At 48.5% G+C, this 18,746-nt stretch carries 16 protein-coding genes; 4 read left to right on the top strand and 12 right to left on the bottom strand.

Going from position 1 to position 18,746, the window contains the following annotated elements:
* Nucleotides 1–47: 47 nt before the first annotated feature.
* Entirely contained in the window at nt 48–689 is a 642-nt protein-coding gene (locus FS806_RS19200) for a pyridoxamine 5'-phosphate oxidase family protein (protein WP_144939864.1), read from the top strand.
* 70 nt (nt 690–759) lie between these two features.
* Here the strand turns inward: FS806_RS19200 and kduI are convergent, their stop codons facing one another.
* Nucleotides 760–1,593: a 5-dehydro-4-deoxy-D-glucuronate isomerase gene (kduI, locus tag FS806_RS19195; RefSeq protein ID WP_144939862.1), complete on the bottom strand. Its 834-nt coding sequence runs from the start codon at nt 1,591–1,593 to the stop codon at nt 760–762.
* Nucleotides 1,594–1,900: 307 nt separating this feature from the next.
* Between kduI and FS806_RS19190 the strand changes: the two genes are divergently transcribed.
* Nucleotides 1,901–3,205 (top strand): aminotransferase class I/II-fold pyridoxal phosphate-dependent enzyme, encoded by a 1,305-nt coding sequence (locus FS806_RS19190; protein WP_144939860.1) that lies wholly within the window; start codon nt 1,901–1,903, stop codon nt 3,203–3,205.
* Between the two features lie 564 nt (nt 3,206–3,769).
* Here FS806_RS19190 and FS806_RS19185 read toward each other — a convergent pair.
* The 3 genes from FS806_RS19185 to FS806_RS19175 form a co-directional block, all read right to left on the bottom strand.
* Nucleotides 3,770–4,372 carry a stalk domain-containing protein gene (locus FS806_RS19185; RefSeq protein ID WP_144939858.1) on the bottom strand — a complete coding sequence of 201 codons (603 nt, stop codon included), beginning with the start codon at nt 4,370–4,372 and terminating at the stop codon, nt 3,770–3,772.
* A 326-nt stretch (nt 4,373–4,698) separates the two neighbouring features.
* Nucleotides 4,699–5,895, bottom strand: coding sequence for a hypothetical protein (locus FS806_RS19180; RefSeq protein WP_144939856.1), 1,197 nt, complete (start codon nt 5,893–5,895; stop codon nt 4,699–4,701).
* A 763-nt stretch (nt 5,896–6,658) separates the two neighbouring features.
* A complete protein-coding gene (locus FS806_RS19175) occupies nt 6,659–7,918 on the bottom strand; it encodes an S-layer homology domain-containing protein (protein WP_144939855.1) in 1,260 nt (419 codons plus the stop codon).
* Between the two features lie 210 nt (nt 7,919–8,128).
* Here FS806_RS19175 and FS806_RS19170 point away from each other — a divergent pair, with 210 nt between their 5' ends.
* Nucleotides 8,129–9,721: an FAD-dependent oxidoreductase gene (locus tag FS806_RS19170; protein WP_144939853.1), complete on the top strand. Its 1,593-nt coding sequence runs from the start codon at nt 8,129–8,131 to the stop codon at nt 9,719–9,721.
* Between the two features lie 168 nt (nt 9,722–9,889).
* Here the strand turns inward: FS806_RS19170 and FS806_RS19165 are convergent, their stop codons facing one another.
* The 3 genes from FS806_RS19165 to FS806_RS19155 form a co-directional block, all read right to left on the bottom strand.
* Nucleotides 9,890–10,492, bottom strand: coding sequence for a hypothetical protein (locus FS806_RS19165; RefSeq protein ID WP_144939851.1), 603 nt, complete (start codon nt 10,490–10,492; stop codon nt 9,890–9,892).
* Nucleotides 10,493–10,504: 12 nt separating this feature from the next.
* Nucleotides 10,505–11,875, bottom strand: a complete 1,371-nt coding sequence (locus FS806_RS19160; protein WP_144939849.1) for a DEAD/DEAH box helicase — start codon at nt 11,873–11,875, stop codon at nt 10,505–10,507.
* Between the two features lie 311 nt (nt 11,876–12,186).
* A complete protein-coding gene (locus tag FS806_RS19155; protein ID WP_144939847.1) occupies nt 12,187–13,944 on the bottom strand; it encodes an FAD-dependent oxidoreductase in 1,758 nt (585 codons plus the stop codon).
* 150 nt (nt 13,945–14,094) lie between these two features.
* On the opposite strand from FS806_RS19155, the gene FS806_RS19150 reads away from it, so the two are divergent.
* Nucleotides 14,095–14,634 carry a hypothetical protein gene (locus tag FS806_RS19150; protein ID WP_144939846.1) on the top strand — a complete coding sequence of 180 codons (540 nt, stop codon included), beginning with the start codon at nt 14,095–14,097 and terminating at the stop codon, nt 14,632–14,634.
* Between the two features lie 135 nt (nt 14,635–14,769).
* Here the strand turns inward: FS806_RS19150 and FS806_RS19145 are convergent, their stop codons facing one another.
* From FS806_RS19145 to FS806_RS19125, 5 genes are all read right to left on the bottom strand, one after another.
* On the bottom strand, nt 14,770–15,591 hold the full coding sequence (locus FS806_RS19145) for a DUF4367 domain-containing protein (RefSeq protein WP_144939844.1): 822 nt from the start codon (nt 15,589–15,591) through the stop codon (nt 14,770–14,772).
* Entirely contained in the window at nt 15,588–16,160 is a 573-nt protein-coding gene (locus tag FS806_RS19140) for an RNA polymerase sigma factor (RefSeq protein ID WP_144939842.1), read from the bottom strand. Before FS806_RS19140 ends, FS806_RS19145 begins: the two co-directional genes overlap by 4 nt.
* A gap of 107 nt (nt 16,161–16,267) precedes the next feature.
* On the bottom strand, nt 16,268–17,125 hold the full coding sequence (locus FS806_RS19135; RefSeq protein ID WP_260982175.1) for an alpha/beta hydrolase family protein: 858 nt from the start codon (nt 17,123–17,125) through the stop codon (nt 16,268–16,270).
* Between the two features lie 84 nt (nt 17,126–17,209).
* The gene (locus FS806_RS19130; protein WP_144939838.1) at nt 17,210–17,992 is read right to left on the bottom strand and encodes an SDR family NAD(P)-dependent oxidoreductase; all 783 of its coding nucleotides are present in this window, start codon (nt 17,990–17,992) and stop codon (nt 17,210–17,212) included.
* Nucleotides 17,993–18,138: 146 nt separating this feature from the next.
* Entirely contained in the window at nt 18,139–18,597 is a 459-nt protein-coding gene (locus FS806_RS19125; protein ID WP_144939836.1) for a chemotaxis protein CheX, read from the bottom strand.
* Nucleotides 18,598–18,746 lie beyond the last annotated feature (149 nt).

Below are 18,746 nucleotides of genomic sequence, written 5' to 3'. Positions count from 1 at the left end.
AAGTACAACAATATAGGATAGCTCATAAAAACAAAGGGGTGTTAGGCTTGAGGAGAAAAGAATTTTCAATGAACGAGCAAGCGGAAGTGGAGCAGTTTCTGAACGAGATGACATACGGCTGTCTAGGCACGACAGGAGAAGATGGCTGGCCTCACGTCACCCCGGTCAATTACGTCTACCACCAGGGAAAAATCTATTTTCACGGCAGCCGAAACGGCCAGAAGATGAAGCATCTGAAGGCGTGTAAACAGGTCACCTTCTTGATCGCCAAGGAACATTCCCTGATCCCGTCCTATTATACCGATCCGGAAATGGCTTGTCCGGCCACCGCCTATTTCAAATCCGTCCTCATTAAAGGAACGGCTGAATTGGTGGAAGATCCTGTGGAAAAAGCCGGAGCGCTGCAGGCCTTCATGAGTAAGCTGCAGCCGGAAGGAGGTTACAGGCCGATTACGGCCGAAGATCCGGAGTACCGTCCAAGGATCAAAGGGGTGGCCGTTCTCGCCATAAAGATTATGGAGATGTCTGCCAAATTCAAATTCGGCCAAAATTTGCAGGAGGAGGTCCGGGAATCCATTATTACCTCGCTGAACAGCCGAAAGAGAGAACTGGATGAAGAGACGGCAAGGCTGATGAGGAAATATTGTCCGGCTCATAAAGACAGTGGTAACGACCCTACAGAGGCATAGATCGCAAACCGGATTTCATCCGACTTGAGGGAAAAACAAAAAGCCTTCCCGAGGGAAGGCTTCAATCCTATTATTTCAAGTCTTTCATATCGACCATATCCATGTCGCTGAATTCCTGGTTTTCTCCGGCCATGGCCCAGATGAAGGTGTAATTGTTTGTTCCAACACCGGAGTGAATCGACCAGCTTGGAGAAATAATCGCCTGTTCGTTGCGGACTACGAGGTGACGAGTTTCAGTTGGCTCACCCATCAAGTGGAACACTACTCCGTCTTCCGGCATATCGAAGTACAGATAAGTTTCCATTCGGCGATTATGTGTATGGCAAGGCATAGTATTCCACATATTTCCTGGCTCCAGAAGCGTCATTCCCATAACGAGCTGACAGCTCTGAATTCCTTCATTGTGGATGAACTTATAGATTGTCCGCTCATTGGACTGGCTGATCGATCCGAGGTGATTCGGCTGTGCATCGGACAGAGCCGCTTTAACCGTCGGATAGGTTTTGTGAGCGGGAGTCGAACTGAGGTAGAATTTCGCAGGCTGGGACGAATCCGCGCTTTTGAAGATTACCTCTTTGCTGCCCTTTCCTACATACAGGCAGTCTTTAGTTTCCAACTCGTAGTCCGTACCGTCTACGGTTACCGTTCCCTTCGGTCCGATGTTAATGATACCGATTTCGCGGCGCTCCAAGAAAAACGCGGATCCCATCTCCTTCTTGTCGGCATCGAGCAGAATCGGTTCATTGGTCGGGATAACCCCTCCGGTAATAATACGGTCTACGTGGCTGTATACCAACTTAAGCTGGCCTGGAACAAAAAGGCCCTCCATTAAAAACTCTTTCCGCAGACGCTCCGTATCATACTGCTTGACCTCTGTCGGATGAGTAGCGTAACGAATTTCCATACCTAGTAAATCCTCCTTGAGTAATGGTAAAGAACAGTGCACATCTACTATACTAACAAATAAAATGAAAAAGTGCCAATTTACCAGATTTTTGGTAACGTACCGTGGCAAAACTATCAGCATTGATCGGTCAATTAAGACCGGCATTTTTCCATTATTCAAACCTATCAACCCAAGTTATGGCCCGGCCTTCCTCCTTGATCGGAGACAATCACCCCTTTCCTTGAAACGGATGACTCCCTGCGAGGAAAATGATATAATATTCCCTAAAATCTTTACTATCGCTGTTGGGAAGGATGAATCCTCTATGAACGAGCTGGCTAAACAACTTAACGAAACTATCGAACGGGAAAACCCGCATGTCTACGGCATGCTCTCCGGACTGGGCAAACAAATTTACTTCCCTAAAGTGGGAATTCTTAGCCAGTCCGCCGAAGCGAAGGCAAAGGCGGATAAATATAACGCAACGATCGGCATTGCCCTGGAGAACGGACAGCCGATGCATCTTAAGGTTATCCAGGATACCTTGTCCGCTTACTCTCCCAAAGATATTTATGAATATGCCCCTCCGGCCGGCAAGCCCGAGCTGCGCACAGCCTGGAGGAAGAAGATGCTGGAGGAGAACCCCAGCCTGGAGGGCAAGAGCTTCGGCAATCCGGTCGCGACGAACGCTCTGACACACGGCTTGAGCATTGTCGCCGACTTGTTCGCAGACCATGGGGACGCCGTCATTATCCCGGACAAGAACTGGGAAAACTATGAACTGACCTTCGGTATCCGCAGAGGAGCGGAAATCGTTCATTACCCGCTCTATAATGCCGATAACCGGTTCAACTCCCAAGGGCTGCGGGATGCTATTCTTGCTCAGAAAGAGAAGGGAAAAGCTATAGTCATCCTGAATTTCCCCAACAATCCGACCGGTTACACCCCGGGTCCTGAGGAAGGCCGTGAAATCGTTGCCGCCATCCAAGCAGGAGCTGAAGCGGGAATCCGTGTCGTGGCCGTAACGGACGATGCCTATTTCGGGCTCTTCTTCGAGGATTCGGTCCACGAGTCCCTATTCGGCTCGCTGTGCGGCCTGGATCCGCGCATCCTTCCCGTTAAGGTCGACGGAGCTACGAAGGAAGAATATGTCTGGGGCTTCCGCGTCGGGTTCATCACCTACGGCTCTACCAGCGAAGCGGTCCTGAGTGCCCTGGAGCAAAAAACGTTGGGCATTATCCGCGCAACGATTTCCAGCGGGCCTCATCCGTCGCAAACCTTCGTCCTGCATGCTTTGAAATCGCCGGATTTCCAAGCGCAGAAGGAAGAAAAATTCGCCATTATGAAGGGGCGCGCCAATAAAGTAAAGAGCGTTCTCGACAGTGGCAAATTCGACGACGTCTGGGAATACTATCCTTTCAATTCAGGATACTTCATGTGTCTTAAGTTGAAATCGGTGCATGCCGAACAGCTGCGTTCTCACCTTCTGGATAAATATGGAATCGGGACAATTGCCCTGGGCGAAACCGATCTGCGGGTAGCCTTCTCGTGTATAGAGGAAGAGAAGATTGAAGACCTGTTCCATCTGATCTATCAAGGAGTTAAAGATTTGGAAGAAGCGGCGGTTTAAGTAACGATACCGTTTATTACAGAGAGCTATACGGATTTAAGCCGAAATGTTTACGAAAGAGAGCCAACCCATACGGTTGGCTCTTTTTCGTTGCGCTAAAGCTTGAAACCGGTCATGATATCGGCATCCATTTGGTCGTTGTCTCTTTTCCCATCCTTCTGACTGTTATCCCTTACGCTCAGTTACTTTACATGGGCCTGTGTCTCTGTCTCCGTCCTTTTGACCGTTATCCCCTACGCTCAGTTACTTTACATGGGCACGTGTCCCTTTCCCGGTCCTTTTGACCGTTATCCCTGTCATTCGGCAGCACTTCCGTTTTCCTACTTCAGATAGATCTTTATAATAAAATTAAAGTTTTTTCGGAATACCTACAAGAGATTGTTTTGTGCTCCTTAACTGGGAAGTATACTATCAACATAAACGTAGGACGCTTCGCTGAGACAACTTCCTCCACCGACCTCATCTACCCATCGTCCCATTAATTTAACATGGATTCGGACGCTTCCAATAAATATCGATAACTATTTGCGGATCAATAGGTTAGCTTATTGTAGGCCTTAACGCTCACATATTATGGGGGAGCTTAACCCTGTCAAAGATTCCGGTATCTAGAATAACGTCACTAAAAGAGGATACATCCGCATCCAAAGAACCTTCAAAGTAAGTGATTTCCCCTTTATTCAGATCAACTAAGGGATGAATATAGGTGCCCAGTTCTTTTCCAGTACTATCCAAGAACTTGAGTGAAAAGGAAATCGAATGAGCTCTATTTGAAGCATCATCATCAATGAACATAAGTCCGGTTACGACAGATTTGCTTCCATCTTGTTCAATATGAATGTTGCCTACATGAAAAGATGGAGAGGTTGAATCGGTCAAAAATTTACTTCCATACGGTAAATAATTCAACGTAATAGTATTGGAATTCTCAATAAAATCGACTGTTCCTCCAATATATTCACCAATATAACGTATCGGCAAGTAAGCATGACCGTTATAATTAATTATATTATACTCATTGTCAATTACTGCCTCCTTCCCATTTATTATAATTTTTGACGGAAAGAGAAAAGCTTGGATCGTATCACTTGCATACGCTGTACTAAATAATCCTACGGTTAACCCTATGGTTAAACCGTAAACTAACCCCTTGATAGTCTTTTTCATTAATCCATCAGCTCCAAATAAGATTTTTTAAAAATTCTTCTCCTTATAGACTTTTAGATAATATCAAAATGAATTTGTACAATTAATCTGACGATATATGAAGAAAATATGTTGCATCTTTTATTCTCATTTTCGTAAAATAATACAATTATATTCGTGCTTCCCCACTTTCCAAGCATACCGCAAAACTGATTCACTCCAACTTATTTCTTTCTTAGCGTATGTTACAGAAACAATGAATGTTAATGTCTGATTATAATACTATATAGACCAATTTAATAAAAGAGGCTGCTCTAAGTGTGAGCCAGCCCCTTTTATTAAATTTGTTAATATCTATAGTCAATAGAAGCTTGATATTTGTAATATGGGTTATGAATATACTCTGAAGTGACATTTGTTCTAAATCCTGGCTCCCAACCGTTACTAGTTGTCTTTCTTGAATCCCACAAGCCATACCCAGATGTGGTATATAGATAAATATTATCCCAAATAGAACCAAGCATGTACGCTCCATTCTGGCGATATGGAAGTCCGGGACTCGTACAATGCTGCGCTAAACTAATTTCTGAGTTCCACCTTGTATTGGTACCGTTTTGGTTAAAGCCATTGGCAGCAGCACGAGAAAAAACATTATGTGCCGCTACTGACCAATTAGTTTCATTATACACAGTAACCTCAATTGCGTTATTCAACTCTGTTACAACAAGTTGCAAAGGAACTCCTGTTGGGATTTTCTGGTAACCGTTTTGCCATGCATTATCTCCATCATAAGCTCTAAACCCATTTACAAAAGTATACCATCCAGCGGGAGCTATTACATTTCCATAAGCATCTTTAGCATCATAACCTCGGTACCAAATACCTGCATCAGCACCTCCGCCTCCATTAACATATATCCCAAAGAAGATGTACGGTATATCATTTTGCACTTCTATTCCGTTGCTGTTTACATATTTAGTGACAGCATATCCCCATGGTAAAGTTACATCACCGCTAGCTTGTCTATATCCATAACCTGAAGATACTATATAATGGTAACCTTCCCCTGAACCACATGAAGTTGGTGGCAGTACGTTAATTGTGTGACTTTCGGCATCTGAAGATAACGATCCGTGTAAAGGAGAGGAAAGTTTTTCATTATCCAATAGCTGAGGTTCCAATTGATTGTGTGTGAAAGTATCTAACGTTTCATTACCATTTTTATTTTGTTCGGCAGGGATACTTCTATGAGGGACAGGAAAAGCGTGTCCATTATCATAAACTAGACCATCCTTCACCGGTAACGTTATAATGTTACCGCTTTCCAGATTTAACATACTATTTTTTAGATTGGTTGCCTGCTCCTTGTTAAGATTTTTTTTCTTGATAAGGCTAATTAAGGTATCTTTGTGGTGCTCAAGTTTAATAAATTCGTCATCTGTTACTCCATACTCAGCTAGATAGTTCTTCTGAATTTGAAGGTCATCGGGAGTTTTTTCATTCTGTGCAAAAACAGGTTGGATACTTAAGCAAATAAGTGACAATAAAAGTAAACACCACCCTTCTACATGTTTTTTTCCACTTTGAATAAAAATAGGTGTTTATATCCAATTATAGTTTGAAATTTGTATTTGTCTATATTTTTTTGGAAATTTATACAAATTATTACACAATATCCCATACTCCTTGATAAGGCTTAATATATAGTAGACATACGCAAATAGATAAATGTCACTCCCTTTCCCCTAAATTTTCAGATAGTTCGACCGGCCCCCAAGATCTACTACAAAGCTGCGTGCGTTGAGCTCCTTAGTATGAAGCACACTTGGCACTCATCAACATATGCAAACGGAGAAATTATCGTAGTATTAAATCAACCCGGTGTATTTACGTCAGAGCGCTAACCCCAAAAGATTGTATGAACGTAACTTTCTTCGCTCAAGTGCGACAGATCACGTAAAGCAAGCATTAAAAAGAAGTTGATGCAGAGCACGGCGACACCATGATTTCTAATGGATGGGCAGCCCTACAAAAAGAAATAAGATCGCTCTACGTCATACGAGAAGTATTCAGCGCTACCATCCTGTCTGCCCAAAACTAAAGAGTGGTTCCGAGGGGATAACTTAAGGAGCTCCACCTTCCTTCAAGTTAGGCTTCCCCATCATTTGGATTGTTAAGAATGACCAGAAATCCATACTTTGGACATGAAAAAGCCCCCCTCAAAGTAGCAGGTTTTATTATATAACCTGCTACAATAAGGGGAGCATATCATTGCCGGGATAATCTATTAAATATCGGTTAGTCCTATTAATTCTGGATCACTTGAATGATTTGAACCTTGTTGTTTTTGCCGCTCAATTCCACTTGGGTTTTCGGCTGGTTCAGAACCAGCTTGGAGGTATCGCCAATTAAGCGAACGTCACCCTCTACCGCATAGGTTACGCTCTTCTCCTGTCCGTTAACCTTCTCGGTGATTGTGATCGAGCTGATTTTTCCCTGCTGATCCACCGTGAATTTTTCAAATCCTCCTCTGGCTATCAAGGCATTCCCATACTCGCTGTGGATGACATCGACAAAGACGATAGTATTGTTATACAACCGGACCTTAACAAAATCCCCCGGCTGGATATCGCTCGCCTTCACCCGAACTCCGTTCTTGAAAATAAAGGCATCCGGTTCCAAGCTCAAGTATACATTCTCATTGCCTTGACGGATAGTGAGCGTGTTGTTGCTCACGCCATAAACTACCGTACCCGCACGCAAGGAATGGCCCACGTCCGGAATTTGGTCTCCCGTACGATCAAGCAGGGCAGCAAGCTCAGCGCGAGTCACCGGTTTGTTGGGGAGGAACTTGCCGTTCTCATAGCCTTGGATTAATCCTTTCTCCAGCGCAACGGCAACATATCCTACCGCTCCGGCCGGAATCTGGTCGGCGTCCTTGAAATCAAGCTTCGTATTCATCTTGGCCTTCGCTTCATCCTCAAGCTTCATCGCCTTGACGAGCAGCATCGTTGCCCAGAGACGATCCGCCGGTGCTTCCGGTTTAATGGAAGATTCCGTTTCCAGGAACAAATCATTCTTCAGAGCGACGGAAACATATCCGACAGCCCATGGATATTTCTCTGTCAGCTTATCGGCATCTTTGAAATTCAACGGAGAGTTCTTCGCCTCTTCCGACTCCGCTTGATCCCGCAATCCTAACAAACGGACCGCTGCGGTGATTGCTTCCAGGCGGGTTACCGGCTTGCGCGGCTGGAACGTTCCATCCTCATAGCCTTCGAATACCTTCAGAGCTGCAAGACTCGCAATATGACGGTTGGCCCATTCCACATCTCCGCCGACCATATCATTGAAATCCGCTTTGAATTTATTTTTCGTATCTTTTTTACCCTTGCTTTCCTTCTCTGCTTTCTGTTCCCATTTCGACTGCTCTTTCTTGCTGTTCTCCCAGTTTCCTTTTCCGGGATGGTCTGAAGCTAAAGCGGACGATGCTCCTCCCAGTACGAAGGTGGCCGTCAAACCGCCGATCAGCAGTTTTTTGATAGAAGATGGTGTATTTTTTGTCATCTATGTCCTACTCTCCTTCACATAATAAAATGGGATCAGACCTGTTCGCGAAAGGTTCCCTTAGTACACTACACGGTTCGCCGGATAGAAATCGTTTGAGGGGGTAACAGGAAAATGTTAGACTATACAAAGTGGCTATTCCTACTTAAACCCGCATTCTTGCAAGCAACGACCCTTGAAACAACCTGAAGAAGGAGAGATAAGAAGATTATGCGTTTGAAATGGACCCTCTTAGCCGGACTAGTCCTTCTCGTGGCAGCCGTATTGGCAGTCATTGTTATGAATGGGCCTGCACCGAAAGCGCTAACCGATTTATCGGGTAGTGATCCTGATTCAGCGGCCGTTAAGGAGGAACCGACACCGGAACCCGAGCCGGACGTTGAGGAGGCCTCTACGGATATCGTCGTGATCGGCAGCGAAATGGAAGGAATGTATTTGGCAAGGGCAGCCAAGGATGAAGGCTTGGATGTCGTAGTGCTTGACCCCCGCGAGAAGATCGGAGGGCAGCTGCTGCAGGGCGAGATGCTGTTCCTGGATGAAACGAGAGACGGCAGCGGCAAGCTGCTGGTCCAAGGAAGAGCCAAGGAGCTGTTCGACGGCTTCCGCGCCGGTCAAATTCGCAAGCTTTCGGAGTTCACTGACTATTACAACAACAAGCTGGCGAAAGGCATACCGATCGAATCGGGGATACAGCTGAAGAAGATCGAAACAAAGCCGGGCGCGAACGGCGAGGAAACGGTAACTTCTATCCTTTACGTGAAGGCCGATGGCTCCCACCACCGGATAACCGCCTCCTATTTTGTGGAAAATACCGATTATGCAGCGATGGCCGGTCAGCTGAAAGTAAACCGGTTACCGGGACTCGAGGCTTTCTACGGAAAGAACGAAATCGAGTATATGAGCGCAGGCATGATGATGAAATTCAAAAATGTCGATTGGCAAAAATTCAAAACTCATTTCAACGGCTTGACTGCCGCCGAGCGGAACAAAAAGTACGGCTACGGGAATGTTAACGAAAGCTATGCCATTGGCTTGAGCGGAATGACGTCCGCCTATCAGCCCAGCAATGACCGGGTTTTCCTCCGGGGCTTGAACGCCGTTAACCAGCGGGACGGGGAAGTGATTATCAATGCCTTTTTGATCTATGATGTCAATCCGGCGGACGAGCAGTCCGTGAAGGAAGCCATAGAGCTTGGGAAGGCAGAAATCCCGTTGATCCTGGAGCACTTCCGCAAGAACATCGTCGGCTGGGAAAATGCGGAGCTGAATGGATTCCCGGATTACCTGTACATCCGCGAGTACGATCATTACGAGACCGATTATGTCATGCAGGTTTCGGACATGCTGGGCGGCCGCATGTTCTATGATAATGTCAGTATTGGAGGATATCCGCTCGATCTGCAGGGTATCAGCGTACAGAAGTGGGGCATCGAGATGGGCAGACCGGATAAATACGGGATGCCGCTGCGCAGCTTCCTGCTGAAAAATTACGATAATGTCATTATGGCCGGTAAAAACGTCGGCTCCTCCGCCATCGCTTACGGCAGCGCCAGAATCCAGCCGAATACGGCTCTGGCTGCGGAATCGATCGGAGTGATTCTCGCTCAAATCGATGGCAAGAAGAAGCTTAAGGAGCTGACGGAAAGCGATTGGCCGGAACTGCATGCTTATCTGCAGGAGAAGTATCAGATCAAACTGACTAATATTCAGGCGACCAACAAGCTGGCAGGATGGACCGAAGAAGAGATCCGCAAGCTGAATGCCGGTGAAATTATATTTCCGCAGTACTCCAGATCCAAGTAAGGTCACTCTAATACGATAATTAATGGCAGGAAATCGTGTTCGTTCCCGTAAGGATTACGGTCATATTATCTTCGACAAGACAAAGAACCTCGGTAACCCCAATGCGGGATCCGAGGTTCTTCTTGTTGATCGGAAAATCGTTCGCTGGAAACAAGCTGGACGGTTTACCTAATACCCCCGATGGTGCAAAAAGTCCTCCAGCAGTTCCTCCACCCGGCCTTGATCGACCTCCCAATCGATACGAACTCCCCCGGGCTGAATCCCGATATCCGTTATTCGGATAAAGGAAGGAAGATGCTCGTCCAGCCGGAAGCGATATTGGCGCCCCTCCACCACAGCTTGCGGCAGAGTAAGCTGCTTCGCCTTGATCCGTTCCAGTTCAACAACTAATTCCGGAGAGCGCCATTCCGCGCGCAGGTATACGGTAGCCGCTATTGGAATTCGCTCCTTGTACCGAAGGTTGAAGTCTGCTACAAGCCCGCCCTCAGCCAGACGAACATCCGCCCCTTCTATTCGGATATCCGGAGGGAGAGGCAGCGGATGCTCGCTGATCGCTCGTTTGAACAAACTGTTGACTTCCTCTTCGCTTAGGGTAAAAGAAAGCTGCCGGTTACGGATCATCTGTTCTATTTTATCCCTGATATCTATCGGGCGGTAGCTCAGGTCCAGAGTCTTATCCGGCTTTACATAAAACAATAAGGCCGCAGTCAAGAGCACAGCTAGTACCAGGAGCAGAACTATTAGGGTGAACAGCCTTTTTGCTATTTTCACAAGGGTCATCCTCTACTGCTTTTTATTCTTCAGCCATTTGGGAGCGCCTTTGTTCTTGCGGTCGCGCAGCCGACTCGTCTTGGCCTTCTTGGCGGAAGATCCTGGTGCAGGTGAATTCGTTGAAGAGTCCTGGATTCTTTTTAGCGTTCCGGTCCGCTTCTTGAACTGCTCTTTGTCTGCTTGGGGACTAACACTGGAAATAACAGCCTGCTCCTTCATTCTGCCGGCACGGCGGCCCCGCTTATCAGCGGGATCAATGATAACTCCCTCATACATATCTTTGTGAACGATAGGGGTTCCGATCGCCTTGGAAAACTTCTCGATGATGAACAGTTCCCCGACCTCGGCCAACGACACGACGGTCCCTCTCCGTCCCATTCGACCGGTCCTTCCTGCCCTGTGCACATAATGATCCGGGTCTACGGGAAGCTGCAGGTTAAAGACGTGCGACACCTCCGGAAAGTCAAGGCCGCGCGATGCCACATCGGTGGCAAGAAGCAATTGAAACTTGCCCTCGCGGAAACGCTTGATCGTTCGGGCTCTTTCTTGTTTCCCGGAATCCCCGTATAAGGCTTCCACCGACAAACCGACGTATTGCAGCTTGGCAGCCACTTCTCCCACCTTGTCGGTATCGTTAATAAATACGATCGCCGATTTCGGATGATACAGCCGGACCAGGCGCCGCAAGGTGTCGATCTTGTCCCGCTCCTCGCTTATAAAGTAGATATGCTCAATGGAAGAGGGTGCCATTTGATCGGGGTCTACGCTAAGACGGGTAATCGGGGCTTTCATTAACCGTTCAGCCCAATCACGCAATTCGTTGGAAACCGTAGCTGTAAAGAAAACAAGCTGTCGTTCGCGCAAGGCGCTTTTAATAATCGCCTCTGCTTCATTCCTCTCGCCAAGACGGAAAACCTCATCCGCTTCATCGACTACGATCGTACGCACATAATGCATGGACAGCTTCTTCAGCTTGATCAGCTCCAGCACCCTCCCCGGCGTTCCCACCACAATCTGGGGATGCAGCTTAAGCTTGTCGATTTGCCGCTGAATGGAGGCTCCTCCGATCAACGGCTGGGCTATAATCCCGGTATCCGGAACCAACGACTCTATCACCTCAAGAACCTGCATGCCTAACTCCCGGGTCGGCGTCAGAATGACAGCCTGAAGCCGCTTGGATGAACGGTCGATGGTCTCCAGCACCGGAAGAACATAAGCCAAGGTCTTCCCGGTCCCGGTCTGGGAACGGGCAATGAGATCATGTCCTTCGAGTATGGCCGGAATCGCTTCGGCCTGGATCGGGGTAGGGGTCACGATCTTCATCGCATTGAGCTTCTTGATCCAATCATTGTCCAGCGATAACGTTTCGAAACTCGCTTGCATGCCATTCCTCTTTTCTAATTTTATTCTCTTCCAAGTATTCTCGGGCTTTTTTTAATCATTTGTTAATTATTATAGAAGATTGCGGGCGACTATTCCAATCTCGAGAAGAAACAAGGATAAACGGCTATCGCCGTCCTTAGGACAGGCGCGTTTACCGATGAAATATAAGAACAGGTATAAGGTGAAAACTTATACCTGTTCTTATATTTTGAAGGAAAAGGACCGCCACCCGCAAGGCAACGGTCCCACTTTGTCATTCACCGCCGGGACAGGATCGAGCTGTCCCGGGGGATTCTATCTTATCGTATTCGCTATTGGCATCGCAATTCCACTATTCTGGCATGGTCCAGCCCGTTCGTCGAATGAACCCGGATGGTTAAACGGCTTACCTTCCACAGCCGGACAGGGAAGTCCAATTGACGCTGGTAATTATTCTCGACATGTATAACTTCTGTCCTGCTTCCGTCCTGCTCCGCTTCAATCGTAAACGATTTGAGCGTTTCCGGTTGGGCGCCCCACTTCATTCTGCGGCGAAAGCCTTTCTCGTGTGTCAGCGTAAGCTGACGATGCAGGCCGGTATCGAGAACGAGGGTGATCTGCGAGAGATCGACAGGCTGCCGCCAGCTTAGACTCAGCCACGGCTCACGGTCGGACGGTTCCGCCATCCAGCGATGCGTGCCGGGCGTTGTCAGCTCCGGCCTGACCCCTCCGGCACCATGCACTGTTCTCGCATAACCGTCCACCACGTTGGACGCTTCCCCGCCGGGCTGTTCGGAAGAAGCGGTAATCTCTGCCTGTGCCGCCAGGTTTCGGTCTTCGAGTCTCCTGCCGGGAAGAAAGGCGCCCTGACGCAGAAGCTGCTGCTGTGCCTCGTATATAACGGATTTATTCTGCCAGGCCTCCTGCAGCGGGATGCCCCGTCGTATCGCGCTGGCGGCGAACGTCCCCGCGCCCTCCCCCATGACGGCGCAGGTCGCCATAACCCGAGTGCTGGAGAAGGCAATGTGCGTCGCCGAAATATTCCGTCCGGCAAACATCAGATTGCCTATGTTCCGGCTGATCAGTGATCGCACGGGGATACCGTACATGTATGGCGTCATCGGCTGATTACACGGGTTCTCCTCCTTCGCGTCAATTCCTCGGGGAGGATGCGTGTCCATCGACCAGCCTCCGTACGCGATGACATCTTCAAAATCGACCGCCTGCTCCAAATCGTTCTGGGTCAGGACATGCCGGCCGATAAAACGGCGCGATTCACGCTTGCCGGGCAGAAAGCCGAACCAATCGAGCGCCCATGTGTCCGACTCCGGATGATGGCCGCTGTTTTTAATATGGTCCCAGACTCCCAGCATAATAGCCAGAAGCTCGTCGCGGATGTCCTCATTAGCCTTGATTGTATCCCGAGTCCCCCCATATTCCACCCACCAATACCCGTATTCCCACGAGCTATGGCTGCGGAATTTCAAGTCCTCCTCGGTAAATTGGCGCGCCCAGGGCGGCGGAGTGAACGGCATAGGTTTACCCATGTCGCGCGTTGTGAACAACAAGGAAGAGCCCAGCCTGTAGCTGTCGCGGTTCGCGGCAGCTCCGGACTCGCCGTACTCATCGGCAGCTTCCCTGCCCGTAGTGAACAGAGCCCCGGCTTCTGCGCCAAGCCGTCCATCTCCTGTGCAATCGATAAATATTTCGGCATTCAGGTCGAACTGTTCTTCCGTGCTTTCGCGGTTGGCCTGAGCGGACACTATCCGCTCGCCCTCCATCGCTACTCCTACCAAAGAAGTGTTCAGCAGCAATTGCAGATTAGGCTCCGCCCGGCACTTTTCGTATAAAATCAAATCCAGCATGCTAGCGCTGCTCTGAGGATTCCGGACCGCACATTCCAGGCGGATTTCTTCCAAAATGCCGGTTTCCCTCGCTTCCGTCTCCATTTCTTTGCCTCGCGGACAAGCTCCTACAATATGCATACGAATTTCAGAGGAGGCATTCCCTCCGAGCACCGGACGGTCCTGAACCAAGATGACCTTCGCCCCGTTCCTTGCTGCCGAGACGGCAGCGAGAACACCCGCCATCCCTCCACTAGCCTAAGAAAATGAGCCGGGCCACAACCATCGGCTCATTTGTACAATGTTCACAAAATGTTCACAATTTTGGACAAACTTTCCATAGAGTTGAATCGTCCAATATATGTAATAAAAATATAAAAATGGGAGGTATTTAAAATGACCCTAAATCGTATGTTCAAGCCATCCTTGCTGCTCGTTCTTACCCTTGTCCTCTGCTTTGCCATGGCCGGCACAGCCGCTGCAGAACCGGCATCTCCGTACCCTAACGGGGCAAAAACAGCTCCGCCTCCGGAATCCGACATGCATCCGGAACCGATCTTCGTCCGCGACTTTACCCCTGCTCCGGGAGATTTCGGAACGTACAAATTCGAACCCTGGCATAAATACCTCGATTCCGGAAACGTGTCGATTACCGACAGAGGCAATGGGAAGGTTGGCTTCTCGGGAACTACTTTCGCCACCCAGAAGGTCAGCACCGTTGCACTCAAGCTGACACTGCAAATGTGGACAGGCAAAGAGTGGATTGATTTGAAGGAAATCGAATTCAAGGACAGTAATGACATCACCGTCTATGGTTCCGACACCCGGGATTGTCTGACAGGCTATTATTACAGGGTGCTTGGCTATCACTGGGTCATTCAGGGGACAGATTTTGAAAGAGGATATACTACAGGAAACTCGATTCTAGTTCTCTAAGGGAGCTTAAGGATCGGTGGATGAATTTAAGAAGGGGCGGACCATTTCCGCCCCTTCCGTATGTCTATACAATAGATTAAATCAGCTTCCGCTTCCCGAAACCTCTCCTTCAAGTCCTCCTGCCGGAACATTCTCTCACTGAAGACTTTCGGCAATGCTGTACAGCTCTTCTACAGAGATTTGACCGGTAATTCTGATCAAGCGGCCCTCATCGGTCAGAATCATATCATTCTTGTCGCTTCCCTGGATCAGCTTCCCCTTGCGACCTTTAATTTCTACATCCTTGACCGTGTCGTTCTCGTCCGACAAGGTGGTATAGACCGTATTTAATTCCAGCACACTCTGCGTGACCAGATAAATTCCGCCTTCCTCATTTTCATAGTAGATAACCGCGTTCAAGGTTTGCCCGTGCTGGTCCAAGGAAAGCTTCACCGAATCGAGCTTATATCCGTCCAGGACATATTGCGGTTCCAGCAAGGGGATGGACGACTTCTGCTTCGCTTCCTCCATCGATATCTTCAGCGTCGTTGAAGCCCGGGAACCGTCCGAATGATCCTCGGGAATGTTTTGAGGCGGCTCCTCCGTCGGTGGAGGCGGCTCCTCCGTCGGTGGAGGCGGCGACGTCTTCGCCCCTGTCCGTTCCTCCAACCCGGACTCCCCGTAGAAAAAGCTAAGCATATTACCGGTCAATTGCTTAAATATTGCAGTCAATGGAGCGAAAGCGTTCGTGATCTGAGGGGTGCTGAATATGAAGGCCCCAATTAGAAGTGAAGCCGCAATGGTCGCTATCCTGCTTCGCCATCTTCTTCTCGCCCTCCTCCTCTTCTCGGCCTTCAGCTTCTCTCTTACTTTCTCCCAAGAGGGGGTAGGATCCGGGACTTCGCAGCGATAGTTCTCACGAACGGCATCTTCGAAGACCGAATCCAACAGCCGATCCCATTCTTCCTCTTTCCTCATCGGTTTCCCCACTCCTCCTTTAATTTATTCTTAATAGCCTCCCGTGCGCGAAACAGCTTCTGCCGAATGCTGCCTTCCGTCACCTGAAGCGCATCGGCCATCTCCTTATAAGAAAGATTATGAATCCACCTCATTTCCACGATTTGCCGATACTCCGGCTTCAATCTATCCAAGTAACGGGCGATTGCCTCCTTCATCATCGTCAGCTCCACTTCCTTGTCTACAGGCAGGGCCTCCCCGTTCATGGAGAACTCTTTGTATAGAAAGACATCATCAGAAAGCAATTCATCACGCTGTCGACTCCATTTTCTTAAAAAACTTAACGTATAATTTTTTGTTAGCGTTTTCAACCAGCTCTCGAATTTTTCCGGTTCTTCCACCTGCGCCGCTTTGTCGATGGCTCTCAGAAAAGCATCCTGAATAATATCCTCAGCGGCCCCATGATCCCGGACCATGGCGAATACAAGCGGGTAGACCAAAGTATAAAACTCCCGGTAGACTTCCCGCTGTAGAGATTCAGACAGTGAATAAAAATCCGCATCGTATAAAAGAATTAAGTGACTTGGCATAGCGTTCCCCCACTTGCATGACTGCATCCGTTCAGATCGTCTTCTATTTTACTACAAGAGGATGTACAAAAGGGTAACCATAGTTTGCTAATGTTTACTATCACTATCTATTGTTGACTTTCATTCTTCAAGTGGGTCTGGATCCAGTCATGGATCTCTCTTAAGGTCCGTTGCTCCTCTGCTTGTGAAAACCGATGCTGCAATCCCTGCATCAGCATAAGCGTATATTTCTTGCCCGCCGCTTCCAAAGCCCGGGCTAACCGGCGCGCGTGCTCAGGGCTGACATGATCGTCCTCCGTTCCATGAATGATCAGAATCGGATGGGAAATATGGGTGGCCCACTCTACGGGCGATCTCTCCTTATATTTCTCCGCATCCTTACGCGGGTGACCTACAACCCTCTTGAGCATCCTCCTCAGGTCCACTCTTTCTTCATAGGTAAGCCTCAAATCGCTTACCCCGCTCCATACGACAATGGGCCCTATCCCACTGCATTCCCTCGCGGCCAGAAGCGCCATGATCGCACCGCGCGAAAAACCGATAAGCGATACCGGATCGCCCGTCGTTTCGTCAAGCGAATGAAGCAAAGCAACTGCGCTAAAGACATCGTGGCGGTCTTCCCCGCCAAATTCATCCTTTCCCCAGCCTCCGTCATTCCCCCGATAGAAAGGAGCGAACACAATGTAGCCCAGCTTGGCCAGAGCGGTCATGCGCGGAAGCTGCACCATCCCGACACGCCCTATTCCTCCACGGCAATATAGAAGCCCCGGAAGAGGATACGGCCGCTTAGGAAGAAGCAGGTAGCCTTTGACCAACAGCCCTTTGCTGGCATAAGTCACCTTATAGGCAGTGACATCCGTTGCCGGCCTGTCCAGACGTTCCTTATGTACTATATGGCCGTCCGGGTAAGGGCAGGTCTTGTTTTCCCCGTTCCGATCCGTTGTCATGTCCGTTTTTCGCTCCATCGTTTCTTCGACTTTATTTTCCCCCAGTCTTTCATATTATAGTTTAATCGGGTGATTACTACGCCCGCCGTTTTAAGGTCTGATCTATTTCCGGTTCAGAACGGAGGCAAACAAGCGATCCGCCCACCGGGGAAACAATTGATACATTTTACTGCCGATACCAGCAACGAAGGGCAGGTCCACTTCCGCCTTCTTGCGGTGGATGACTTGAATAATGGCCTGAACCACCTGTTCGGGCTTAAGCATGAACCAGGATATATTTTTAACATACTGTCCGCTCGGATCCGCACGGTCGAAGAAAGGGGTATCGATCGGTCCCGTATTTACGGAGGATACTGTAATTCCCGTTCCTGCCAGCTCTTGCCTTAAACAATTGGTAAAACCGAGCACCGCATGCTTGGTTGCCGAATAGCCGGTTGATTTCGCCGACCCTACCTTCCCCGCCATGGATGCTATGTTGACAATTTGTCCGCTTCCGGCCTTCATCATATGGGGAAGCACCGCTTTAATGCATCTGACCGTTCCGAAATAATTAACGTCCATCATATCTTCGATCGAGGACATGGATGCATCCTCCAAACGCTCGAAAATTCCATACCCGGCATTATTCACAAGCACATCGATTCTTCCATGCTTGCTCAATACCTGTGCCATCGCACGGTTAACCTGATCCTCATCCCGGACATCCACCGGCATCCATTCATGCTCCTCCTGGATCTCTTCGGAAATCTGCCGGAGCTTGTCTTCCGAGCGCGCCATCATAACCGGGAAAGCTCCTTCCGCGGCTATTTTTCGGGACAGTAATTCACCGATCCCGCTGGAAGCTCCCGTCACTACTATAATTTGACCGGCTATAGACTTCGGCATATCCATCCCCCGTATTGATCTAATAAAACAAGTGAACGTCACCAGACGTTCTTACCATATTCTAACAAAGCACATACGGGAATACAAAGCAAAACAGAAGGCGCGAAAGCCTTCCATTCTACTTATTTTAATATGGGGGCAAGAAACTATGCAACGACCATTTGGATATCCAATTCGCCGATTCCGTCCATCATTAATGGAACCGAGATCACTTGGCGGGGGGTCCAGATTTTGGCGCTGGCGGGGAGAATGATCCGGGGAGGAGTAATATCCACGTTAAGTCCCTGATTGTAAAGAATGGTGCTGGCATTCCCGCTGATCATGTTGCCCAGCTCCGAAATGGCGCTCCGGCCTATGTCGTCCAGCTCCGTCATCGAAAAGCCGCCCATCATCGCCGATACGAGCTTGAGAGCGACGCCTTCATGGAGGCCAAACATAACATTCCCGTCCATCTGTCCCGTTAAGCCGATCTGAATCCAAACGTAGTTGTCCAGCATCTCGATTTCTTTAAGCCCGTGCTGTCCTCTCGTCGGACGAACCTGGGTCAACTGCTCGATGACCGACGTGGCAGATTCCAAGAACGAATTTATATATTCGGCTTTCATGCCTAAATTCCCCCTCCACTCTAATACTAAAGAATCATAAATATGTACGGTTTTTCCAGTCAAGAGTATTATACATGACCTATGCAGTTCAAGTAAGTAATTGGTAATCAGTCATAACGTCAATTGTTAGAAAATATTTCGCTAAATAT

This window comes from Paenibacillus sp. 32O-W (assembly GCF_007679495.1).
In the GTDB taxonomy this organism is placed as follows: Bacteria; Bacillota; Bacilli; order Paenibacillales; family NBRC-103111; genus Paenibacillus_L; species Paenibacillus_L residui.
Note: the sequence above shows the minus strand (reverse complement) of the source record. Positions and strands in the feature narration are given on the sequence as shown.